This window comes from Cohnella sp. LGH (assembly GCF_017671885.1).
Lineage (GTDB): Bacteria > Bacillota > Bacilli > Paenibacillales > Paenibacillaceae > Cohnella > Cohnella phaseoli.
The window spans coordinates 3,526,163-3,544,715 of record NZ_CP072117.1 but is presented as its reverse complement, the minus strand read 5'-3'; the positions used below and the strand labels follow the sequence as shown (position 1 = coordinate 3,544,715).

Sequence of the window (18,553 nt, the reverse complement as noted above, 5' to 3'; positions counted from 1 at the left end):
CAGTCTCTTTTGTTTTATTGCTTGCGAATATGATAGACGCATTTGCGGTCGCCGGAGGCGAGGCAGTCGGAGCGAGTGACATCCGCACCGAGCAGCGATTCGAACAGCTTAAGCTCGCAGGCGCAAGCCTGCTTGTATTTACCCGCGACCTGCGAAATCGGGCAATTGTACTCGGTGAGCCTGAACTCGTCTTCCGAATCCTGCTCCCAGGTTGCCATGTATCCGTTCTCGTTCTGAATGTCCGACAACGCGGCAACCTTCGCATCGAGCTCTTTGCCCGCCATCTTCGTTTCATACCGTTTCAACAGAGTCGCCTTGCGGCGCTCGAAGAGGAGGTTCACCATCGACTCTCCGGCTTCGTCTTCCAATTCCGTGAGCAAGTCGAGGGCAACGGTATGGTATTTCTTCGGAAAATAGTCGTCCGCCCGAGCGGTAAGACGATAGACGGCCGCAGGGCGGCCCATCGGCAGCCTGATCGTTGTCGATTCAATCAGATCGTCCCGCTCGAGATTGGAAATATGCCGCCTTACGGCCATGCCGGTAATGCCGAGCTGATCGGTCAGCTCTTTGGCGGTCAGCTCTCCGGACGTTTTCAGCATTTGCATAATTCGGTTGCGCGTGGACTGATCCAGATCTTCCTTCAATACGTCACCTCCCGGATCAACCGGCCGATCCGGCTGCGGTCAAATCATGTTCAGCGCAAGCCGGCGAGCAGTATCCGCTATGCTCCTCTTCGCACTTGTCGCATACGAGATGCTGCAGATGGCAGGTATCGTCCGCACAGTTGATATAGCGGTCCGTCTTCGTTTCGCAGTGATGGCATTCTCCGACAACCGTATGCTCGTCGGTCTGATTGATGCGCACCGAAATTCGTTCATCGAACACGTAACAGTTGCCGTCGAAGCCGCGCCCTTGCACTTCCGGATCTTTCCCGTAGGTCACGATTCCGCCGTCAAGCTGATAGACGTCGTTAAAGCCTTCGTTCTTGAGCACGGCGGTTAGCATCTCGCAGCGAATGCCACCCGTGCAATAGGTGAGAATCGGCTTGTCCTTGTGCTCGGTCAGATTGCTGCGAATCCATTCCGGAAATTCCCGGAACGTCTTGAGGTCCGGCTTGATCGCGCCGTGGAAGTGGCCGAGATCGAATTCGTAGTTGCTGCGGCCGTCGAGGATGATCACGTCGTCCTGCTGCATTTTCTCATGGAACTGCTTCGGCGTAAGACGCGCGCCTCCGTCAACGTTCGGATTGAGCTCCTTATCGTAGCGCAAGGTGACAAGCTCTTTTTTATAGCGAACGAATATTTTCTGGAACGCATGCTCGTCGACTTCGTCGATCTTGAACAGCAAATCGGAGAAGAGCGGGTGGGCATGCATGGCGGCAATATAGGCGTCGGTCTGCTCCGTCGTGCCGGAGAGCGTTCCGTTGATTCCTTGATCCGCGATCAGAATCCGGCCTTTAATGCCGAGCTCTTTGCAAAATTGCAGATGCTCCGCAGTGAACGCTTCGGCGTCCGGAATTTGAACATATTTATAGAACAAAAGAATGCGATAAGCTTTGGTAGACATGGTTAACACCTTTCCGTCGACTATTGCAATTAGCCGTTAGTATATTTATCGTAGCGGTTCCCTGCCACTTAGTCAACATATGCGTTTAATAAGTGGCATGGATGAATTTTCTGATCTAGGGAATAATTCGCGTATGTTATTTCGATACAGCCTGCCTTATGAGGAGGAAGATTCCATTGACCAAGCGACAATCGAAGCAGCCGGTGGACGAGTCGCGCCGCAAGTTCCTCAAGTACTCGGGCGCGGCGCTTGGCGGAGCGGTCGTCGGCGGCGTGATCGGCGGTCTTGTCGGCTCGAATCTGAACAAATCCGCGAAGGAAGCGCCGGCCCCGCAAGAGTCGGAGGAGACTCCCGCCGCTCGGGATCAGGATTACAATCATGCGCTTATGTTTTTCTCGCAAGAGCAGTTTCAGACGACGGAAGCCGCGGCCGAGCGCATTTACCCGAAGGACGACAACGGCCCGGGAGCTCAGGAGCTCGGCGTCGCCTTCTTCATCGATCACCAGATGGCCGGCGCATACGGCTTTAACGCACGGGAGTATATGGCGCCCCCGTTCTACAAGGCCGAGGCTTCTCAGGGCTACCAACTGACATTCAAACGGCGGGAGCTTCTGGCCTTCGGTCTGGACGCGCTCAACGAATACAGCGAACAGAAGCATAATAAGAAGTTCTACAAGCTGTCGCCGGAGGAGCAGGATGCCGTATTGACCGCTTTTGAGAAGGACGAGGTCGATTTGAAGGACGTGCCGGCTTCCGCCTTTTTTGCAATGCTGCGCAATTTGACCATCGAAGGCGCGTACGCCGATCCGCTTTACGGCGGCAATCGCAACATGGACGGCTGGAGAATGCGCAATTACCCCGGCAACCAGATGAGCTTTACGGAGGAGATCGAGAAGGAAGAGTTTATCAAAATGGAACCGCTCAGTCTGCGCGATCATCTGCAAACAAGTTAAGGAGAGAAGTTATGGCGAACAAGCTTCCTAAAGTCCCCGTCGTCATCGTCGGCATGGGGTGGGTGGGCGGCATCATCGCGGCCGAGCTGACCAAAGCGGGTATTTCCGTCGTCGGCCTGGAAAGAGGCAAAAGCCGCAGTACGCAGGATTATTACCACGTCCACGACGAGCTTCGCTACGCCTCGCGCTATGAGCTGATGCAGGATCTGTCCAAAGAGACGGTCACTTTCCGCAACACGGAGAAAATGCGGGCGCTGCCGATGCGTTCCTACGGCTCGTTTCTGATGGGAGATGGAGTGGGCGGAGCGGGCGTGCACTGGAACGGTCAATCCTACCGGTTTCTGCCGTACGACTTCGAAATTTACACGAAGACGGCGGAACGCTACGGCAAAAACAAAATTCCGCAGGACATGACGATCCGGGACTGGGGCGTCACTTACGACCAGCTTGAGCCGTATTTTGTCAAGTATGAGCAGATGGCGGGAATTTCGGGTCCTGCCGAGCTTCCCGAGCATCTTGGGAAAATGTCCAAGCCGTTTCCAACCCCGCCAATGAAAACGACGCCGGCGATGAAGCTGTTCACGGACGCGGCGACAAAGCTCGGCCTGCACCCGTACATCATCCCTTCGGCCAACTTGTCGCAGGATTATACGAATCCCGACGGAATCGAACGAGCGGTCTGCCAATATTGCGGCTTCTGCGAGCGCTTCGGCTGCGAATACGGCGCGAAGGCGGACCCGGTCGTCACCGTGCTGCCGGTTGCGCAGAAGAGCGGCAAGTTCGAGCTGCGCACGTATTGTAATGTGACGGAGATTATGCATGACGGGAAGAAGGCGACGGGAGTCAAATACGTCAATACGCTGACGGGCCAGGAATCGGTGCAACCAGTCGACGTCGTGGTGCTGGCCGGCTACGTATTCACTAATGTCCGTCTATTGCTGATGTCCAAGCTTGGGCAGCCGTACGATCCGAAGACGCAAAAGGGCGCGGTCGGCCGCAACTACGCCTATCAGACGAACGGGGCCGGCAGCTCCGTCTATTATGAGGACCGGGAGTTCAATTTGGCGATGGGCGCCGGATCGCTAGGCAGCTGTCTGGACGATTATAACGGCGACAACTTCGATCACGGCGACTTGAAGTTCCTTCACGGAGCGAACATCCGGTTTACGCAGACCGGACTGCGCCCGATTCAGTATCAACCCGCTCCGGCGGACGGACCGAGATGGGGACAGGCGTTCAAACAGGCGACGCTCCATAACGCCAACCGCATCCTCGGCATTTCGGGTCAAGGGGCAAGCATGCCTAACCGTTATCACTATCTGGATCTCGATCCGGAGTATAAGGACTCGCTTGGCTTGCCTCTCATTAGAATGACCTTCGATTTTCTCGATCACGATCGCGAGCTGGTGAAGTTCATCGCGAGCAAAACGAAGGAAATCGCCGATCAAATGGGCGGAACGAAAACGACGGTGAACGATACGATCAAACAGTACAATATCGTGCCGTACCAATCGACGCACAATACCGGGGGAACGATTATGGGCGCCGATCCGGATACGTCCGTCGTTAACAGCTATTTGCAGATGTGGGATGCGGAAAATGTGTTTATTTGCGGAGCGTCCAACTTTCCGCACAATGGCGGCTACAATCCGACGTCAACGGTAGGCGCGCTCGCCTACAGAGTCGCGGAGGGCATCGAGAAGTACATGAACAAAGGCGGTTCTCTCGTATGAGCGCCTCTCGGGGCGGGGAGACGGGGGAGCGCGCCGGGGCCGAATGGGTCGCGCATCTGACGGAGCTGCGCAGGCGGCTCATCTATGTCGCGGCCTGGTTCGTCGCTTCTCTCTGCCTGGGGCTGTATGTTTCTCCGCGCGTGCTCGGTTACGTGAAGGGTCATGTCGGGTCCGTAGAGGTAGATTGGAGCGTATTTTCGCTTACCGACGGTCTGGTCGTGTACATGAAATGCGCGCTGCTCGTCGGCGTTGTCCTGACGCTGCCGATGCTGCTCTACCATTTGTGGGCGTTCTCTCGCCCAGGCATGACCGAATCGGAGGCGAAGGGCACGCTCCTCTACGTTCCGGCATCGTTCGCCCTGTTCGTGGCGGGAGTCGGATTCGGATACGCCGTTGCGATTCCGATGATGATCCGCTTTATGATGAAGCTGAACCAGAGTATCGGAGCGACGGAGGTATACGGCATTCACCATTACGTCAGCTTTCTTGTCAGCTTCCTGCTCCCGATGGGGATCGCGTTCGAGATGCCGCTGGCGATGCTGTTCCTGACGCGGCTCGGCTTATTGACGCCGGATAAGCTCAAATCTGCGCGCAAATATTCTTACGTCGGTCTGGCCATTCTCGGCACGCTGATTTCGCCGCCGGACTTCGCTTCGCATCTGTCGGTTACGATTCCATTAATTGCACTGTTCGAGATCAGCGCGTTTATCGCTGTCCGATATTACCGACGAAGAAGCTCGCTTATCCCGCTCGGTCAGGTCTAACCGCATATCGTTTCTATTCGATTACACAGGAGGGAGGTGTAGCCATGTTCAACAACATCGGCGTCTCGGGGCTGATCATCATTCTGGTCATCGCCTTGATCGTGTTCGGCCCGGCCAAGCTTCCGCAGCTTGGCAGAGCCTTCGGCGACACGCTGCGCGAATTCAGAAATTCCACCAAAGGGATCGTGGACGAGGACCTTGCGGACAAGCCTGCCGTTATCGAGATCGATAAAGCCAAAAGCTAGATAAACGACCTGCGCCGTTGCCGGGGCAGTCCCGATAGTCATGTTCAGTGACTAGGGGCTGCCCTTTTACTTTTTTATCGTCGTCGATTTGTATAGAAATCTTTCAGATTTGCATTGTAGAATATTATGGGGGATTTTTGCCTTATCAGCTATTCAATCTTTTCCGAGCTTTACCGATGAGAGATGGAGAGAGCCGTTCGGTAGCTGTCTCGCATTCATTTTTACACTCCATATTAAAGGCAGGTAGTTGCATGCAGCATGTTCACGGTTCTTACGACACGGCCCTTGTTGTTTTTTCTTACATCGTTGCGGTAGTCGCTTCGTATACGGTATTGGATTTGGCGGGACGCGTGAGCGAATCGTCCGGCTTCAGCCGTTCAGTGTGGCTTGTGTTTGGCGGCGCTGCGATGGGAATGGGCATCTGGTCGATGCACTTCGTCGGGATGCTGGCGTTTACGCTAGACGTTCCCGTAGCCTACGACCTCACGCTTGTCATCGTTTCCGTTCTCGTTGCCATCCTTGCCTCCTACATCGCTCTTAAGATCGTAGGGCGAAAGCAACTGACGACGGGAAGCCTGATAGTCGGAGGGGTGCTGTTGGCAACCGGCATTTCGGCTATGCATTATATCGGCATGGCGGCTATGCTGATCGATATTACCTACGATCCGCTCTGGTTCGCGGCGTCTATACTCATCGCCCTGGTCGCATCGATCGCGGCTTTATGGCTCGCTTTCTATTTTCGCAAAGGGGGCGAAAGAGGGGCGGTCTGGAAAAAGCTCGGCAGCGGACTCATTATGGGCGGCGCCATCGTGGGGATGCACTATACGGGTATGTTTGCCGCGCAGTTCCATATCGGCAGCCATTCGGAGCTTGCCTCCGGTCTGCTGCTTGATCAGAAGCGGCTTCCTTATTTCATATCGGGAGGTACGCTGTTTACCCTCGGGCTTTCGCTGCTTGGCATCTATATCTCCAAACGCTTTTCCCACAAGGATTCGGAGCTTGAGCTGAAGTCGCACGAAATCCATCTTAAAAATCAGGAGCTGCAGCGCTTGAACGACCACCTGGAAGAGCTTGTCCGCGAACGTACGGCGCAGTTGGAGAAGGCGCACGACGAAGCGATACAGGCGAACCGGATCAAGAGCCAGTTTCTGGCCAATATGAGCCACGAGCTCAGAACGCCTTTGAATGCGATTATCGGCTACAGCGAGATGCTGGTCGAGGAAGCGGAAGAGCTCGGAGAGCCGGCCTTCGCTGCGGATCTGGAGAAGATCGGCAAGTCGGGCAAGCATTTGCTTGCGCTGATCAACGACGTTCTCGACATTTCCAAGATCGAAGCCGGTAAAATGGATGTTTATCTGGAAACGTGCGAGATTGGCGGCGTGCTCCAAGAGGTGCTGTCCACGGTTAAGCCGCTGGTTGAAAGCAACGGCAACCGGCTTGAGACGCAATGGGAAGAAGCAGCCATGACGACCGATGTTACAAAGCTGCGCCAAATCTTGCTTAATCTGCTTAGCAACGCCGCCAAGTTTACCAGCGAAGGTACGATTCGGATCGAGGGCCGCTGTATGGAGAAAAACGGGATTCAGGGCTATTCGATCCGCGTGACGGATTCCGGAATCGGGATGACGGAGGAGCAGATGGCCAAGCTGTTCCAGCCGTTTATGCAGGCGGACTCGTCCACGACGCGCAAGTACGGAGGGACGGGGCTTGGTCTGGCGATCACGCAGCGCTTCTGCGAGCTGCTTGGCGGCGACATTGCGGTGGAGAGCAAGCTCGCTGAAGGCAGCGCGTTCATCTGCTGGTTCCCGCTCTCGCCAGGCGGCGAAAGCCAACAGGCGGCATTGCAGTTGGACAAGCTGGAGGAGACGAGCGGCGAAGCCGAATTTATTGCCAATCAACAGCCGAGCATTCTGTTGATCGACGACGAGCCGGTCAACGGGCAGCTGATGCAGAAATATCTTGTCGACGAAGGCTGGTCGCTGGTGTTTGCCGAGAGCGGTGCGGAGGGCTTGCGGCTGACGAGGAAACTGAAGCCGAAGCTGATCTGCCTCGACATTCTGATGCCCAGCATGGACGGCTGGAGTGTGCTGTCGGAGCTCAAGAGGGATCCCGAGCTGCGGGACATCCCCGTCATCATTCTGTCGATGACCGACGACAAGCCGCTTGGCTATTCGCTAGGCGCTTCGGAATTTCTGACGAAGCCGCTGGACCGGGAACAGCTTGTGACCGTAATCGACAAATATTTATCGGATTCGGCAGGGAGATCCGTGCTTGTTGTCGAAGACGATGCGACGACAAGCGAGATGATGGTCAAGCTGCTGGGCAAGGACGGCTATTCCGTCGTAACGGCAGGCAATGGCAGACTTGCGCTGCAGCAGTTGGCGGCCGAAATGCCGGGGTTGATTTTGCTGGACCTGATGATGCCCGAGATGGACGGCTATCAATTTCTGGCCGAGCTTAGAAAACATAAAGAGTGGTCTACCATCCCCGTCGTTGTCGTGACCGCGAAATCGATGGGGGCGGAAGATAGCATGAGGCTTAACGGCTATGTAAAAGGGGTGCTGCAAAAAGGCTCGTTCGAGCCCAAGCAGCTGCTTGCGGAAGTTCGCCGGTATATGAACGATCAACAGGAGGTGGTTTGATGCATACGATTCTTCTGGTGGAGGACAACGAGCTGAATCGGGATATGTTATCCAGAAGACTCGTTCGCAAAGGCTACCGCGTCCTGACGGCCGAAGACGGACAAGTCGGCGTCGACCTTGCGACCGCCGAGCTGCCGGATGTCGTGCTCATGGACATGAGCCTGCCGGTCATGGACGGCTGGGAGGCGACGCGGACGTTGAAGAGCAACCCCAAGACGCGCTCTATTCCGGTCATCGCGCTGACGGCCCATGCGATGTCGGGAGACGAGAAAAAAGCCTACGAGGCCGGATGCGACGACTTCGATACGAAGCCGGTCGAACTTCCGCGGCTGCTCGGCAAGATCGAAGCGGCCCTGATCAAGACAGAATAGAATGGAGTGCGTGCGCCCATGGAGGCCAGCTCAGACGCGAAAATATTGATCGTTGACGATCAAGAGTATAATGTAAGCTTGCTGGAGCGCATATTGACCCGTGCGGGGTTTCGCCGCATACATAGTACGCTCGATCCGCTTGAGGTGCAGCGCATGGTTGCAGAAGTCGAGCCGGACATCGTCCTGCTTGATCTGCATATGCCCGGAATGGACGGTCTGGAGGTGCTGAGGCGAATCCGCGAGCAGGTAGGCAAAGACCAGTACTTGCCGGTTCTCATGCTGACCGCGGACACGACGTCCGAAGTGAAGCAGCAGGGACTCCAGGCCGGAGTCAACGATTTTCTCGCCAAGCCGTACGATCGGACGGAAGTTGTGCTGCGCATACGCAACCTGCTTCAGACGAGACAGCTGCATCTGCAGCTGCAGGAGCACAATCGAACGCTGGAAGAGAAGGTGGAAGAGCGGACGATGGAGCTTAGCAAAGCCCGGCTGGAGATGATTCTGCTCCTCGGGCGGGCGGCGGAATATCGCGACGATATGACCGGTCAGCATACGCAGAGAGTCGGCGAGCTATCGGCCCTAATCGCCCGGCGGCTGGGGTTCCCGGACAAGGACGTCGATCTGATCCGCAGGGCGGCGCCGCTGCACGATATCGGCAAGATCGGCATTCCCGACGATATTTTGCTTAAGCCCGGCCGCTTCGAGCCCCACGAATTCGAGCGGATGAAGACGCATACGACGATCGGCGCGGACATTCTCGAAGGCAGCTATTTCAATATTTTGCAATTGGCTCGCGTCATTGCGCTGTCCCACCACGAGAAATGGGACGGGTCCGGTTATCCCGAGGGCTTGGCCGGAGAGGGAATTCCGATCGAGGCGCGAATCGTCGCTTTAGCCGACTTCTACGACGCGCTTACGCACGAGCGTCCGTACAAACGGGCTTGGACGCCGCAGGAGACGCTGGAGGAAATCGTTCGTCAGCGTGGCGTTCACTTCGATCCGCAAATCGTCGACACGTTCGTGGAGCTGTTCCGCGAATGCGATCTCCATCAACTTATCGAGCTATCATCCTAACCTTAGCGGCCGATCCGGCCGCTTTTTTTTCATCGAAATGTAAGGAAACGGGCGCCCGGTCGTCTAATCTATGAGCAGTGAGCCGTTTGGGAGAGGAGGAGCAGCCATGGACGACAAAGCGCGAATCGAACAGTGGTTTACAACATACGGTTCGGACATTCATCATTTTCTCGTGTATTACACGGGACGGAGTCAAGCGGAGGATCTGGTGCAGGAGGTTTTCGTCAAGGCGCTTAAAGGAAGTCGAAAGTTTCAGGAGCGGGCCAATCCGAAAACATGGCTAATCTCGATCGCCCGGAGAGTCGCAATCGACGAGTACCGAAACCGGCGAAGAAGCAGACTGCTGCCGCTGCGGCTGCTCGGCGAACGAAAGGCTTCGGAAGCGACTCCGGAGGATTTGGCGATCCATCGTCAGGACGTCGCGGATATGTACCGAACGGTCATGAAGCTGAAGCGGACGTACAGAGACGTATTGCTGCTGCGCATCATGCAGCAGCTGTCCGCGGCCGAGACGGCGGAGGTGCTCGGCTGGACGACGGCGCAAGTCGACGTGACGCTGCATCGCGCGATCCGCAAAGCAAGAAGCATTCACGGAGCGCTGGAAGGAGGCGTTGAACATGCAGAAAAGATCGAACGGAGATAGCCGGATCGAGCTGCTCAAGGAACTGCCGCGAAGACCGCTCGAGCCGGCAGCGGAGCAAGCGATTTTGCAAGCTCTTAGAGAGGAGGCGGAACGAGGGACCGCCAAGCGAAAGCGAAGGACATGGCGCTATGCGCTGCTGGCCATTCCGGCTGTCGCGGCGTTGATCGTCTGGGGGCTGCTCTCCGGGGTTGTTAATCGCGCGGCCGACGGGCTCTTCGGGTCGCGCCCCGCCGTCATGCATACCGTAGAGTTCAGCCCGCTGTTCGACTTGCTGGATAAGGATGGGAGCGTCGTTTATCCGGACCGGCTAAGAGGGATACAAGGGAAAATTGCGTATTCCGAGTATTGGGGGAACTTCGTTGCGAATTCGGGTCGCGCATTGTCCAAAATATTTTGGTACGTCTGGGGCGATCCCCAGCGATTAAACGGCGCTACGCTGGTCGCCACCGGGGTCGATCTCTCCACAGGCAAACAATTTCTGGTTAACGAAACGAAGCTGTCAGGTCCGATCTATGGCGCCGATGCTCATATGGTCACGCGGTTCAACAAATTCCCGAGTAAAGGGACGTGGCGAATCGACGTTGAAATCGACGGGGAGCCGTACGGTTCAATCGTCATTCACGTGAAGGATGAGTACATCCATACGGAATCCTCCAGCTTCCTCTTGTCGAAGGACGATACGAAGGCGGGTTCGACGGAGACGACTTTGACCGTTAACGGGCACGATCTGGCGGATACGCTGGACGTTATCGTTCAGCCTGTCGGACGAACCGGCGAGGCGCGCAGACTTCATTTCGTCAAAACAGAGGAATATGTGCAGTCGGATGGCCTCGTTCCGGTTACCGAATATTCCGGCAGCCTGATCTTCGACGCCCCGGGCGAGTGGCGGATTGAGGTTCTCGGAGAGAAAACGGTTGTTGAAGTGCGTTCTTAGCCAGTGCTAATGTCCGGCATTGTTGCAGCTTTTGATTGACAACCGGCTCATTCCGGTTCTAAAATGTGAGTAAACACTCGCTTTTATTGAGGGGCGGAGGCTGAGCATATGGGGATTGCCGTTCAGGTGGAACAAGTCGGCAAAAGCTACGGCAAGAAGACGGTGCTTCAGGACGTGTCGCTGCAAATGCGGCAAGGCCAGATTTACGGTTTGATCGGTCCGTCGGGAGCGGGGAAGACGACGCTGGTCAAAATGCTGGTCGGCATGGAGCGCGCCGATACGGGAGCGGTGAACGTACTGGGCCAAGCCATGCCGAATCTGAAGCTGCTTCAGGACATCGGCTACATGGCGCAATCCGATGCGCTCTACACGGAACTGACGGGTGAAGAGAATTTGAAGTTTTTCGCCTCCTTGTTCAAGCTGGGCAAGGAAGCAAGAAAAGAGAGGATCCAATATGCGGCGGGGTTGGTCAACCTGGCGGGGGAGCTGGGCAAGCGAGTGTCCGCCTATTCCGGGGGAATGAAACGGAGACTGTCGCTCGCCGTCGCCCTTATTCAGAACCCGCGTCTGCTCATTCTGGACGAACCGACGGTTGGCATCGATCCCCAGCTTCGCGTGTCGATCTGGAACGAGCTGCTGCGGTTAAAGCGGGAAGAGGGGAAGACGATCGTCGTTACGACGCACGTCATGGACGAAGCGGCCAGATGCGATTACCTTGCATTGGTTCGCGACGGTCGCATTCTCGCTTCGGGAACGCCGCAGGAGCTGTTGGCGCAGTACAAGGTGGACAATTTAGAAGGCGTATTTCTGGCGGCGGGAGGCTCGGGCCGATGAGAACGAGAGCGCTGATCGCCAGAATTTGCCGTCAGATGGTCAGGGACAAGCGAACGCTGGCGCTACTATTCGTTGCGCCGCTGCTTGTATTAACGCTGATGTATTATATACTGAACGGAGGAGAGGCGAACGAGCCGAGACTGGGGATCGTTCATGGGGACTCTGCTCTTCAGGGACTGGAGAAGGCGGGAATCGTCGTTGTGCCGGTGTCCGACGCTTCCGCCGGAACAATCGAGGAGCACAATCTGGATGCCGTGTTGACGGTGGATGGCGGCCGTCCCGCCCTGACGCTGGAAAATGCGGATCCGACGCAGGCGAAGGCACTGCGGATGAAGATTGGACAGATCGCCGCGCTGCAGTCGCTGGCCGGTCTCGGACTTCCGATGGAGGCGGCCGGCCAGTCGGAGATCGAAACGAGCTATATTTTCGGAGGTCCGGAGTCGTCGTTTTTCGATGTGCTTAGTCCGATTCTTGTCGGGTTTTTCGTTTTCTTTTTCGTCTTTCTTATTTCTGGCATCGGACTGCTCAGAGAGCGCACGACCGGTACGCTGGAGCGGCTGCTGTCCACGCCGATCCGCAGAGGAGAAGTGTTGACCGGTTACTTGGCCGGATACGGCATTTTCGCCGTCATCCAGACGGTGATCGTCGTCGTGTACGCGGTGAACGTGCTCGACATTCCGCTGGCGGGCTCGATCTGGAACGTTCTGCTCGTGAATCTGCTCGTCGCGCTCGTTGCGCTGTCGCTCGGCATTTTGCTGTCCACGTTCGCTTCGTCGGAATTTCAGATGGTGCAGTTTATTCCGGTCGTCGTCATTCCGCAAGTTTTTTTCGCGGGTATCCTGCCGCTGGACGGGATGGCGGACTGGCTGCAGGCGCTGGCGGTCGTAATGCCGCTCTATTACGCGGGAGACGCGTTGACGGGCGTCATGTATCGGGGCGAGGGCATCGGAGACATCGTGTCCAATTTGCTTGTGTTGGCCGCATTCGCCGCCGTCTTTATCGCCCTGAACGTATTTGCGCTGAAGAAATACCGTAAGTAAAGGAATGAGTGTATGTCTTCCAACAGTATTTTTGATCGAATGATCGCTTCCGCCAAGCAGTCGAAGAAGGAGACGGCCAAACAGCAGCGCATTGTGCAGAGCGCCATTGCGCTGTTCGCGGAGAAGGGGTACGCCAATACGTCGACAAGCGAGATCGCCAAGCATTCCGGAGTTGCGGAAGGGACGATTTTCCGCCATTACGGCACGAAGGAAAATCTGCTGCTGGCGATGATCGTGCCGTTTCTGAAGGAGTCGCTTCCGGCGATCGCGCAGGAGGTGTTCGAGGAGGTTCATCCGGCCAAACACGACCGCTTGGAGCAATTTCTTCGCGTCATGTTTTTGAATCGGCTGCGTTTTCTAAGGGAGAACAAGGAGATATTTCGCGTTGTCGTCAAGGAATTCGTCTACCGTGATGAGCTGCGCAGCGAGCTGATGGGGCATATCAACCGCGAGCTAGTCGGTTATCTGTTTCAGGCGATCGATCATTTCAAGGCGAAGGGGGAGTTGCCCGAGCTGCCGAACGAACGGCTGCTGCAACTGATCTTCCCCTTTATTTTCAGCAGATTTGTGCTGCGCTTTGCATTGGCCCCGGAGGAGCCGCCCGGCAGCGACGAGGAGGAAGCGGATCTTGTTGTCGGTTTTATTATGCGGGGCATCGAGTCGCTTCGCTAAAATGAGGAACAGCCCAAGACGGCGGCGGGGAAGCCGGCCGACTTGGGCTGTTTCCTTTTACATCGTATCAAGAGCGCGAACGAATCTCCTGCCGCATGAACAGCAGATAGGTCGCGGCGAACGATAGCGAGGTTTCGGCGATCAGCGCCACGATATGCGGCCAGACGAGCAGCGTGCTCTGCCCGAACGACAGCGGCGTCGAGATGGCGAGGTATGCCTGCTCCTGTGTCACGAACGGATTCAGCGTGCGCACGTCCGGCAGCAGCAGCGTCGAGGCTGCCTCCTGGAACAGGTGAGCCGGGGAAATCCGCGACAGCAGCGTGAGCAGATTTTGCGCGTCCATATAACCTTGCACGTCGTTCGGATCGCTCGGCGTGAGCGCATTGCCGATCAGGTTGACGATCATGCCGTAGAACACGAGAAAGAAAATCCATACCGCGATGCCGCTAAGCGCGGACGTCGCCGCCTGCTTGAACCTGACCGAGAACAGCAGCGACAGGTTCAGCCATAGACCGACGTAGACGGTCGTTATGAGCAGCATCACGATAACGCGGCCGAATTCCTCGGGAGTCGGCGGATAGCCGATCGTGTACAGGCCCGTACCCATGACAAGAAAACCGAGCGAGAAGACGACGACGGCAATCAGCAGCAGACCGGCAACGAACTTGGCGACGAGGAAATCATCGCGATGAACCGGCTGCGACATCACCCGGCTGAGCGTTCCCTTGCTCCGCTCCGAATTGACCGCGTCAAAGCCGATGGCGATGCCGATCAGCGGAGCCAGAAAGGAGAGGAACGTCAGGAAGTTCGGCAGGCCGCTTGAAGATACCGTGAACATGCTCAGGAACAGGAAATTGGCGTCGCCGCCGGACGTCTGCGCTCCGTCCTTCAGCGCCGTGACGGCCGTGTAGAGCGAGCCGATGCAGGCCAAGGTGACAATGCCGAGCAGGATGACGAACCGCCAGCTGCGAATATGGTCTCCGAACTCCTTCTGCACCATGACCCAGAACGGGCTTGCGGTGCGCGGCGCGCCGGAGGAGACGGATGTTTTGCCCTCCGCCGCGCCCGTCTTGCCCGCCGTTCCCCGCAATTTGTTAACCCAGACGCTCACGCGACTCGCCTCCTTCGAAATAACGATGATAAATGTCGTCCAGCCCGTAGCGAAGAGGGCGCACGCCGAACAGGGATGCGCCGGCGTCGATGACAGCCTTCGTCAGCCCGGCGGTCGTGTCCTCCGTTCCGGAGACGACAACGGTCGCCAGCTCGGCGTTCGGGCTGTTGCTGTCCGAGAGACCTCCGCCGGGTGTGAGCTGCACGTCCGTTACGCCGTCTACGCCTCGCAATGCGGTCTCAAGCGATTCATTCCACGGCAGGACGTCCAGCTCGATTCGATACGTCGGCGCTCCGTCAAGCTGCCGCGACAACGTATCGATATCTCCGGAGGCAATCAGCCTGCCCTGAACGAACAAGCCGACGCGGTCGCAAATTTGCTGCACCTGATGCAGATGATGGGACGACAGCAGCACGGTTATCCCCTCGTTGCGGCTCAGATCGCGAATGAGCGCAAGCAGCTCGCGCACCCCTTCGGGGTCGATGCCGAGCGTCGGCTCGTCGAGGATGATCACCTGCGGATTTTTGATCAACACGTCGGCCAATCCGAGCCGTTGACGCATCCCGCGCGAGAAAGTGCCGGTCCGCTTGAGCGCGACCTCCGCCAATCCGACCCGCTCAAGCAGCAGCAGTGCGCGGCTCCGCGCCTCGGCCTCGGGGATACGATTCAACCTCGCCGTATAGACGAGATTGTCAAGCGCCGACCGATCCTCGTAAAATCCGACGTCGTCCGGCATGTATCCGACTTTGCGCTTGACCTGCATTGGATTTCGGGTCGCGTCAAGGCCGCATACGAGCGCCTCTCCCGAGGCGGGCTCCGTGAGGCCGAGCATCATCAGGATGGTCGTCGTTTTACCGGCGCCGTTAGGGCCGAGCAGGCCGTAAATTTCTCCCGGATAGATGTTCAGATTCAGACGGTCGACAGCGGTAAAGTCGCCGTACGTTTTCGACAGGTTTTTAAGCTGAATGACCGGTTCCGCCGCTTCGATCGTAGTCACTTTTACCGCCTCCCATATTTCCGGAACAGTCCGTAGATGCCGGCCAGCACGACAAGCACGATCAGCACGCCGATCCAGCCCCACAACACGGACGTTTCGACGGTGATGCGGAACGTGGCGGAAGCCGTTTTCTCGGGCGAGCTTGCGGTCAGGTTGGCGACGTAGTCGCCGGACAGCGCTTTGTCGGAAGCTTTGACGGTAGCGGTGACCGGAACGGATTGGCCGGCTGCAATGGAGCGGATCGTCTTCGGCTCGAACGTCACCTCCCAATTGGCGGGAAGCTGTCCGCTAAGGCTGACGTCGGTCACCTCCGCAGAACCCGTGTTTTGGACGACAAGCTCAAGATTGCGCGTTTTGCCGGCGGTAATGTCGGCGCTGAGCCGCTCGTCGACGGTCGTAAGCGAGAGGCCGTATGATCCGGTAATAGCGGCTTCCACCTGAGCCTGCGCAGAAGAGCTTCCGCTTGCCGCATGAACGACGATCGGATACGTGTCTGCGGCTGCATTTTCCGCGGGGGTTACGTCGAGACTGACTGATTTCGAGCTGCCCGGCTCCACGTCGACGGAAGTAACGTTGCTGCCGCTTACGGAGAAGCGCACGTCCCAGCCTGACGGAGCTTCCGCAGTTAATGCGTACTGCTGCTTGGAAGCTGTTCGGTTGTCAAGCGTCAGACTGTAGGTGAACTTGGAATCCGAATGGCCTTCGCGATTGGGCTGATCGACCGACAGCTCGGATTTGTAGGAGCCTTGCTCAGCCACGTTAACCTTAAGCGGAAGCGTACCGAAATCGCCGGCGTTGAGCTTAAACGCATAATCGCCCTTATTGACCTCGAGCGGGACGGTCAGGCTAAGACTGAGCGATTGCGACTCCCCGGGCTTCACGGAAATTTGCCGGACTCGGTTGCCGCCCGCCGTCAGCTCGTATTTCCAGCCGAGACTTCCGACATCGAACGCGACGTCGGCCGAACGGATTTCGTCGGAGTCGTTGATGACGTCGATGGCGTAAGAGATCGTTTCGCCGGGAGAGACGGACAGGTACGTGTACGGCGTAAACAGCTTTAGCGGCGCCGCCGCAGCGAGCGACGCTCCGCCCATGAGCGCGCCTAGCAGCAGCATTAAGGCGAGCGCTCCGGATAATGATCTGGTCGATTTCTTCATGACAACCATTCCCCCTCAACTCCAAAAATTGATTTTCACCCCTATTACGTCCGGCCTTGGCGAACGGATTTAGCCGAAAGTTAAAAAATTGCTTAGCAGAAGCTTAAAGGAAGATAAAAAACGAATCGACCGGTTTTCATGAGGGCGGCTTTTTGATAATTTAGTTTCGAAAAGAGGTTGTGCGGGAGCAGCGCACTTTTTTGAACAACCTCTTAAATATGCGCGGAGGTGCGATGAACATGGGAACAAACTCTGGCAGACCGGGGTGCCAGGATCTGTTCGAGCTGTTTGCGCTCATGCGGGACGGCTCGATGGAGGCGTTCGATCGCTTCTACGGGCAGGCGGCTCCTTTGGTGATGGGAATTGCCGGGAAGCTGCTCGGCGGCGATCGGATGGAGATGGAGGACGTATGCCACGACGTGCTGCTGACCGTCATTTCGCAGCCGGAAAAGTACTCGCCCGAGAGAGGCTCGGTCGAAGCATGGCTGGCTGTGCTGACAAAAAGCCGCTGTATGGACCGATTGCGCAAACGCAGAAGGATCGTACTGGAGCAGCGAGAAGCTCCGTTCGAGCAAAGGTATGCCTGGGCAGGAGAAACAGCGCTTCCGGAGCAGCGCGTAATGGCGAAAATGGAAGGGGAGGCGCTTCGGCAGGCGCTGTCGGAGCTGGACGGCGTGCAGAGGCGGACACTGGCCGAAGTGTATTACAGCCACCGCACCCGCAAGGAGCTGGCGGAAGCATGGCAGGTCCCGGTCGGAACGATCAAGTCGCGCGTGCGCTACGGTCTGAATCATCTCTCCAAGGCCATGGAGCGCCTCGGCTGGTCGAACGGCTCGAAAGGAGGGGGCTGACATGTTGGGCAGAGATTGCGGCATACCGGACGAGCGCTGGGTAGATTACCACCTCGGCCAATTGGGCGCAGCCTCCTTAGAGGCATTGGATAGACATGCTGAGAGCTGCTCCGCCTGCCGCAGCGCCTGTCTGCGCTGGGCCGAGCTGCTCGGAGTGTCGACGGAGCGCAGAAATGTTGCCCGGAAGGCGTCGGCCAGCGATAAAGCGATGCGCGGTGTCGATTGGGACCCGACGGACGCAAACGCGATGGCGAACACGGATCAAGGGTTTGCGAGGGACGAGGAGTTGCCGTCAGCGCAAGTGTACCGCTCGCTGCGCCGACGGATGGCGATGCGTTCTCTGTTCCGCAAAGCGAATCGAAGACCGGGGAGAGCGGCGGCCAGTGTAATCGCGGCGCTGCTTGCCGTTGTTTTGATTGGGCTGTTCAAGTATTCGAAAGCGCCGAATGAGCCGGCAGCTGCAGCTCCCCTGGCGGCGCAGCATTATGCACAACTGCACGAGCCTGAGGGGGCGAGGCTGATGGAGCTTCCCGGCACGCGCGTCATCATGTCTCCGGATATTGCCGAGTGGACGGCTTCAGCTTCCTCAGGCAGGCCGCGTCAAAGTTTGACGGTATGGGTCAATGACGATACCGAGGAACTGTTCGTGCTGATGGAGGGTGTGCTTGAATCGGATACGAGCGACGTTCAGGCATGGGCGGACAGCAGAAGCCGGCTTTCGAACTTGGGTTTGCTGGAGTTTCACAGCGGACAAGGCCATTTGTACTCGCGTTTTCGCGAAATGGCGGCGCTGGAGTCCTTGCGCTTTACAATCGAGCCGAAAGGCGGAAGCGAGCTGCCGACCACTCCGGACAGCGCGCTAGTGCGGCTTGCGAGCGAATGATGGCATTTGGATAGTTAATGACATTAAGGATGCGACTCTCTGCGGGAGACGCATCTTTTTTTCTAAATTACGACGAAATTATG

General features: G+C 57.1%; 19 protein-coding genes. 14 read left to right on the top strand and 5 right to left on the bottom strand.

Annotation, left to right across the window (positions count from 1 at the left end; translation table 11 throughout):
* Positions 1-14: 14 nt before the first annotated feature.
* Together J4772_RS15060 and J4772_RS15055 are read right to left on the bottom strand one after the other, a co-directional pair.
* Positions 15-644, bottom strand: a complete 630-nt coding sequence (locus tag J4772_RS15060; protein ID WP_209075856.1) for a helix-turn-helix transcriptional regulator — start codon at positions 642-644, stop codon at positions 15-17.
* Between the two features lie 16 nt (positions 645-660).
* Positions 661-1,566, bottom strand: a complete 906-nt coding sequence (locus J4772_RS15055) for an oxygen-dependent tRNA uridine(34) hydroxylase TrhO (RefSeq protein WP_209075852.1) — start codon at positions 1,564-1,566, stop codon at positions 661-663.
* A 176-nt stretch (positions 1,567-1,742) separates the two neighbouring features.
* On the opposite strand from J4772_RS15055, the gene J4772_RS15050 reads away from it, so the two are divergent.
* The 12 genes from J4772_RS15050 to J4772_RS14995 all read left to right on the top strand — a co-directional run bounded on the left by J4772_RS15050 (position 1,743) and on the right by J4772_RS14995 (position 13,471).
* Complete coding sequence (locus J4772_RS15050) at positions 1,743-2,519, top strand: gluconate 2-dehydrogenase subunit 3 family protein (RefSeq protein WP_247741105.1); 777 nt, start codon at positions 1,743-1,745, stop codon at positions 2,517-2,519.
* Between the two features lie 11 nt (positions 2,520-2,530).
* Positions 2,531-4,252 (top strand): GMC family oxidoreductase, encoded by a 1,722-nt coding sequence (locus J4772_RS15045; protein ID WP_209075850.1) that lies wholly within the window; start codon positions 2,531-2,533, stop codon positions 4,250-4,252.
* Positions 4,249-5,016, top strand: a complete 768-nt coding sequence (gene tatC / locus J4772_RS15040; RefSeq protein WP_209075849.1) for a twin-arginine translocase subunit TatC — start codon at positions 4,249-4,251, stop codon at positions 5,014-5,016. Before J4772_RS15045 ends, tatC begins: the two co-directional genes overlap by 4 nt.
* A 44-nt stretch (positions 5,017-5,060) precedes the next feature.
* Positions 5,061-5,261, top strand: coding sequence for a twin-arginine translocase TatA/TatE family subunit (gene tatA, locus J4772_RS15035; protein WP_116064317.1), 201 nt, complete (start codon positions 5,061-5,063; stop codon positions 5,259-5,261).
* Between the two features lie 251 nt (positions 5,262-5,512).
* Entirely contained in the window at positions 5,513-7,903 is a 2,391-nt protein-coding gene (locus tag J4772_RS15030; protein WP_209075848.1) for a response regulator, read from the top strand.
* Positions 7,903-8,274 carry a response regulator gene (locus J4772_RS15025; protein WP_116064315.1) on the top strand — a complete coding sequence of 124 codons (372 nt, stop codon included), beginning with the start codon at positions 7,903-7,905 and terminating at the stop codon, positions 8,272-8,274. The genes J4772_RS15030 and J4772_RS15025 overlap by 1 nt, the downstream gene beginning before the upstream one ends.
* Before the next feature lie 18 nt (positions 8,275-8,292).
* Positions 8,293-9,348 (top strand): HD-GYP domain-containing protein, encoded by a 1,056-nt coding sequence (locus J4772_RS15020; protein ID WP_116064314.1) that lies wholly within the window; start codon positions 8,293-8,295, stop codon positions 9,346-9,348.
* Between the two features lie 106 nt (positions 9,349-9,454).
* Positions 9,455-9,991 carry an RNA polymerase sigma factor gene (locus tag J4772_RS15015; RefSeq protein ID WP_209075847.1) on the top strand — a complete coding sequence of 179 codons (537 nt, stop codon included), beginning with the start codon at positions 9,455-9,457 and terminating at the stop codon, positions 9,989-9,991.
* Complete coding sequence (locus tag J4772_RS15010; RefSeq protein WP_209075846.1) at positions 9,966-10,925, top strand: hypothetical protein; 960 nt, start codon at positions 9,966-9,968, stop codon at positions 10,923-10,925. Before J4772_RS15015 ends, J4772_RS15010 begins: the two co-directional genes overlap by 26 nt.
* A 108-nt stretch (positions 10,926-11,033) precedes the next feature.
* The gene (locus J4772_RS15005; protein WP_209075845.1) at positions 11,034-11,759 is read left to right on the top strand and encodes an ABC transporter ATP-binding protein; all 726 of its coding nucleotides are present in this window, start codon (positions 11,034-11,036) and stop codon (positions 11,757-11,759) included.
* Positions 11,756-12,799 (top strand): ABC transporter permease, encoded by a 1,044-nt coding sequence (locus J4772_RS15000; protein WP_209075844.1) that lies wholly within the window; start codon positions 11,756-11,758, stop codon positions 12,797-12,799. The genes J4772_RS15005 and J4772_RS15000 overlap by 4 nt, the downstream gene beginning before the upstream one ends.
* Positions 12,800-12,811: 12 nt before the next feature.
* The gene (locus tag J4772_RS14995; protein ID WP_116064309.1) at positions 12,812-13,471 is read left to right on the top strand and encodes a TetR/AcrR family transcriptional regulator; all 660 of its coding nucleotides are present in this window, start codon (positions 12,812-12,814) and stop codon (positions 13,469-13,471) included.
* Between the two features lie 67 nt (positions 13,472-13,538).
* On the opposite strand, the gene J4772_RS14990 is transcribed toward J4772_RS14995, so the two are convergent.
* The 3 genes from J4772_RS14990 to J4772_RS14980 are packed head-to-tail and all read right to left on the bottom strand — an operon-like array spanning position 13,539 to position 16,736.
* Positions 13,539-14,582, bottom strand: a complete 1,044-nt coding sequence (locus tag J4772_RS14990) for an ABC transporter permease (protein ID WP_246016887.1) — start codon at positions 14,580-14,582, stop codon at positions 13,539-13,541.
* Complete coding sequence (locus J4772_RS14985) at positions 14,566-15,579, bottom strand: ABC transporter ATP-binding protein (RefSeq protein ID WP_209075843.1); 1,014 nt, start codon at positions 15,577-15,579, stop codon at positions 14,566-14,568. Before J4772_RS14985 ends, J4772_RS14990 begins: the two co-directional genes overlap by 17 nt.
* 2 nt (positions 15,580-15,581) lie before the next feature.
* Positions 15,582-16,736 (bottom strand): COG1470 family protein, encoded by a 1,155-nt coding sequence (locus tag J4772_RS14980; protein ID WP_209075842.1) that lies wholly within the window; start codon positions 16,734-16,736, stop codon positions 15,582-15,584.
* Between the two features lie 239 nt (positions 16,737-16,975).
* Between J4772_RS14980 and J4772_RS14975 the strand changes: the two genes are divergently transcribed.
* Both J4772_RS14975 and J4772_RS14970 read left to right on the top strand, forming a co-directional pair.
* Positions 16,976-17,587: an RNA polymerase sigma factor gene (locus tag J4772_RS14975; protein ID WP_246016885.1), complete on the top strand. Its 612-nt coding sequence runs from the start codon at positions 16,976-16,978 to the stop codon at positions 17,585-17,587.
* A 1-nt stretch (position 17,588) separates the two neighbouring features.
* A complete protein-coding gene (locus tag J4772_RS14970) occupies positions 17,589-18,470 on the top strand; it encodes an anti-sigma factor (protein WP_209075841.1) in 882 nt (293 codons plus the stop codon).
* Positions 18,471-18,553: the final 83 nt, after the last annotated feature.

Bases quoted from the DNA above. Each gene is read 5' to 3' on its own strand.
- J4772_RS15055 (WP_209075852.1), bottom strand. From the start codon at position 1,566: ATGTCTACCAAAGCTTATCGCATTCTTTTGTTCTATAAATATGTTCAA.
- J4772_RS15045 (WP_209075850.1), top strand. From the start codon at position 2,531: ATGGCGAACAAGCTTCCTAAAGTCCCCGTCGTCATCGTCGGCATGGGG.
- tatC (WP_209075849.1), top strand. From the start codon at position 4,249: ATGAGCGCCTCTCGGGGCGGGGAGACGGGGGAGCGCGCCGGGGCCGAA.
- tatA (WP_116064317.1), top strand. From the start codon at position 5,061: ATGTTCAACAACATCGGCGTCTCGGGGCTGATCATCATTCTGGTCATC.
- J4772_RS15030 (WP_209075848.1), top strand. From the start codon at position 5,513: ATGCAGCATGTTCACGGTTCTTACGACACGGCCCTTGTTGTTTTTTCT.
- J4772_RS15025 (WP_116064315.1), top strand. From the start codon at position 7,903: ATGCATACGATTCTTCTGGTGGAGGACAACGAGCTGAATCGGGATATG.
- J4772_RS15020 (WP_116064314.1), top strand. From the start codon at position 8,293: ATGGAGGCCAGCTCAGACGCGAAAATATTGATCGTTGACGATCAAGAG.
- J4772_RS15015 (WP_209075847.1), top strand. From the start codon at position 9,455: ATGGACGACAAAGCGCGAATCGAACAGTGGTTTACAACATACGGTTCG.
- J4772_RS15010 (WP_209075846.1), top strand. From the start codon at position 9,966: ATGCAGAAAAGATCGAACGGAGATAGCCGGATCGAGCTGCTCAAGGAA.
- J4772_RS15005 (WP_209075845.1), top strand. From the start codon at position 11,034: ATGGGGATTGCCGTTCAGGTGGAACAAGTCGGCAAAAGCTACGGCAAG.
- J4772_RS15000 (WP_209075844.1), top strand. From the start codon at position 11,756: ATGAGAACGAGAGCGCTGATCGCCAGAATTTGCCGTCAGATGGTCAGG.
- J4772_RS14995 (WP_116064309.1), top strand. From the start codon at position 12,812: ATGTCTTCCAACAGTATTTTTGATCGAATGATCGCTTCCGCCAAGCAG.
- J4772_RS14980 (WP_209075842.1), bottom strand. From the start codon at position 16,736: ATGAAGAAATCGACCAGATCATTATCCGGAGCGCTCGCCTTAATGCTG.
- J4772_RS14975 (WP_246016885.1), top strand. From the start codon at position 16,976: ATGGGAACAAACTCTGGCAGACCGGGGTGCCAGGATCTGTTCGAGCTG.
- J4772_RS14970 (WP_209075841.1), top strand. From the start codon at position 17,589: ATGTTGGGCAGAGATTGCGGCATACCGGACGAGCGCTGGGTAGATTAC.